General features: G+C 68.6%; 1 protein-coding gene. It reads right to left on the minus strand.

Annotated features, from left to right (window positions below):
* Positions 1-1,956: autotransporter outer membrane beta-barrel domain-containing protein (locus tag AC1DJT_RS36455; protein ID WP_476836030.1), on the minus strand; the 1,956-nt coding region annotated here is incomplete at its 3' end.
* Positions 1,957-1,974: the final 18 nt, after the last annotated feature.

Here is a 1,974-nt window from a genome sequence, read left to right on the forward strand (position 1 = left end):
GCCCGTCAGCGAGCCGTTGACCGTGAGCAGACCCGACAGCACCGAGGTCGCCCCGGTATAGCTGCTGTTCCCCGTCAGAATGAGCCGGCCGGAACCCTGCTTGGTCAGCGTCCCCGTGCCCGAGATGTTTGCCGCAAGGATGGAGACATCGACAAAATTGGCGAGGATCTCGCCGTCATTGACGATCGCGGGTGCAACGATCGTGCCGGCAAGCCCGCCGGCGCCGATCGCGAGCGTGCCAAGGTGGCCGATCTGCAGGCCTGCGCCGGCATTGACGGTGCCGCCGTCAGCCGCAGTGAGAGCTCCGGTGTAATCGCCGCAGCCACAGCCGGGATAGCCGACGAGCAGGCCGCCATTCGCGTTCAGCACGGAACCGGCGCCTGTCACGCTGACACTGGCGCGGGCAAATCCGAGCGACGGATCCGGGTCCGAGCCGATCCAGAGCGGCCCGGAGGAGTTGACGGTGCCTCCGGCCGAGATGGTCAAGGCACCAGTGCCGCCGAAGGAAAAGCCGCCGACGAACAGAGTGCGGCCGACCGTCCAGCTCGAGCCGGGCCCTGTCACCGTGACGGTCGTCGACGCCCCGATGCCTTCGATAGCGGCCTCGGCCCTGCTCTCCATGGCGGCGCCGGCGCTGATCGAAAGGCCGACGTTGCTCGGGCCACCGATCCCCGTGAAACCTTCCACGGTCACCAGGGAATTCGGGCCGGAAACCTCCATGTTCGACTGCAGGGCGAGCAGCCCGGACGGATCGACCATATGCAGCCTGCCGCCATTGACGACCCGCAAGGTGCCGCCGGCCACAGCGATGCTGCCGAAGCCCCCCGCCGGATCGCCGACGCTCAGCGACCCCCCATTGATTTCGAGTGTCGGGTTCGAGCAGCCGCAAAGGAGAAGCAGTCCCTCGATGCTGTTGTTCGAGCCGGTCAACGACAGCGTGCCAGGCCCATCAAGGGAGAGAGAGCCGGGACCGGAGATCTGGCCTGAGAAGATAGTTGCGAGGGGCTTGGCGCCGATGCTCAGCATGGTGCCACTGCCGATGACGACATTGCCCGCTCCCGACAGCGCACCCACCGTGGCGCCGAACCCGGCAGCGCTTGCAATCTCCATCGTCGCCCCAGCCGCGACCCCGTAATGAGAGTTCGCCGAGAACGCGGTCGAAGAGTCGGCGATCAGACGCCCACCCAGGATACTTGTTGCGCCCGTGTAGTCGTTGTTGCCGGAAAGGGTGACCGTGCCGGAGCCGGTCTTGGCGAGTGCGCCCGTGCCGGTCACCGCGTTGGCGATGGTGATGTCGACGCCGTTGCTCTGGTCGAGCGTCAACGTGCCGGCGCCGAGAGCGATGTTGCCGGTGAGATTGGCGGTGCCGGCCGTCGCGACCGTCAGGCTGCTGTTGCCGGACAGCGCGAGAGCGTTTCCACGGGCGCCGCCGCCATCCAGACCGCCGGAGATCGAGCCGCTCGCGCCCAGCGTGATGCTCAGGCTTTGACCGGAGATGCCGGCTCCTGCCTGGCCGGTAGAGCCCGGGACGATGCCGGAGCCGCCGGCGCCGCCGTCTCCACCACGCACCGCGCCATTGACCACGAGGCTGGTACCAGTGGAACCGATCAGGCCGGCGCCGCCAGAGCCGCCGCTTCCGCCTGTCGCGCCGGTGCTGTTCCCTCCAGCTCCGCCGTCGCCGCCCCTGACACCGGCACCGATCGTGAGCGACGTGCCGGCTGCGCCGGTCACTGCCAAGCCGATGCCACCGCTGCCGGCATTGCCGGCCTCCGAGTGACCGCTGCCACCATTGCCGCCATTGCCGCCCGTCGTTGTCGACGTGAGCAAGCCGAGCGCACCGGTGCCGGATATCACCGCGCCATATCCGCCGGCGCCGCCACCACCGCCGCTTCCCGCGAGGCCATCGCCGCCATTGCCGCCATTGCCGCCTGAGACGCTGCCGGTGGGAGCCGCCACATCCACGCTGCCATGAGC

It is taken from the genome of Allobosea sp. 05T422_2 (assembly GCF_056396265.1).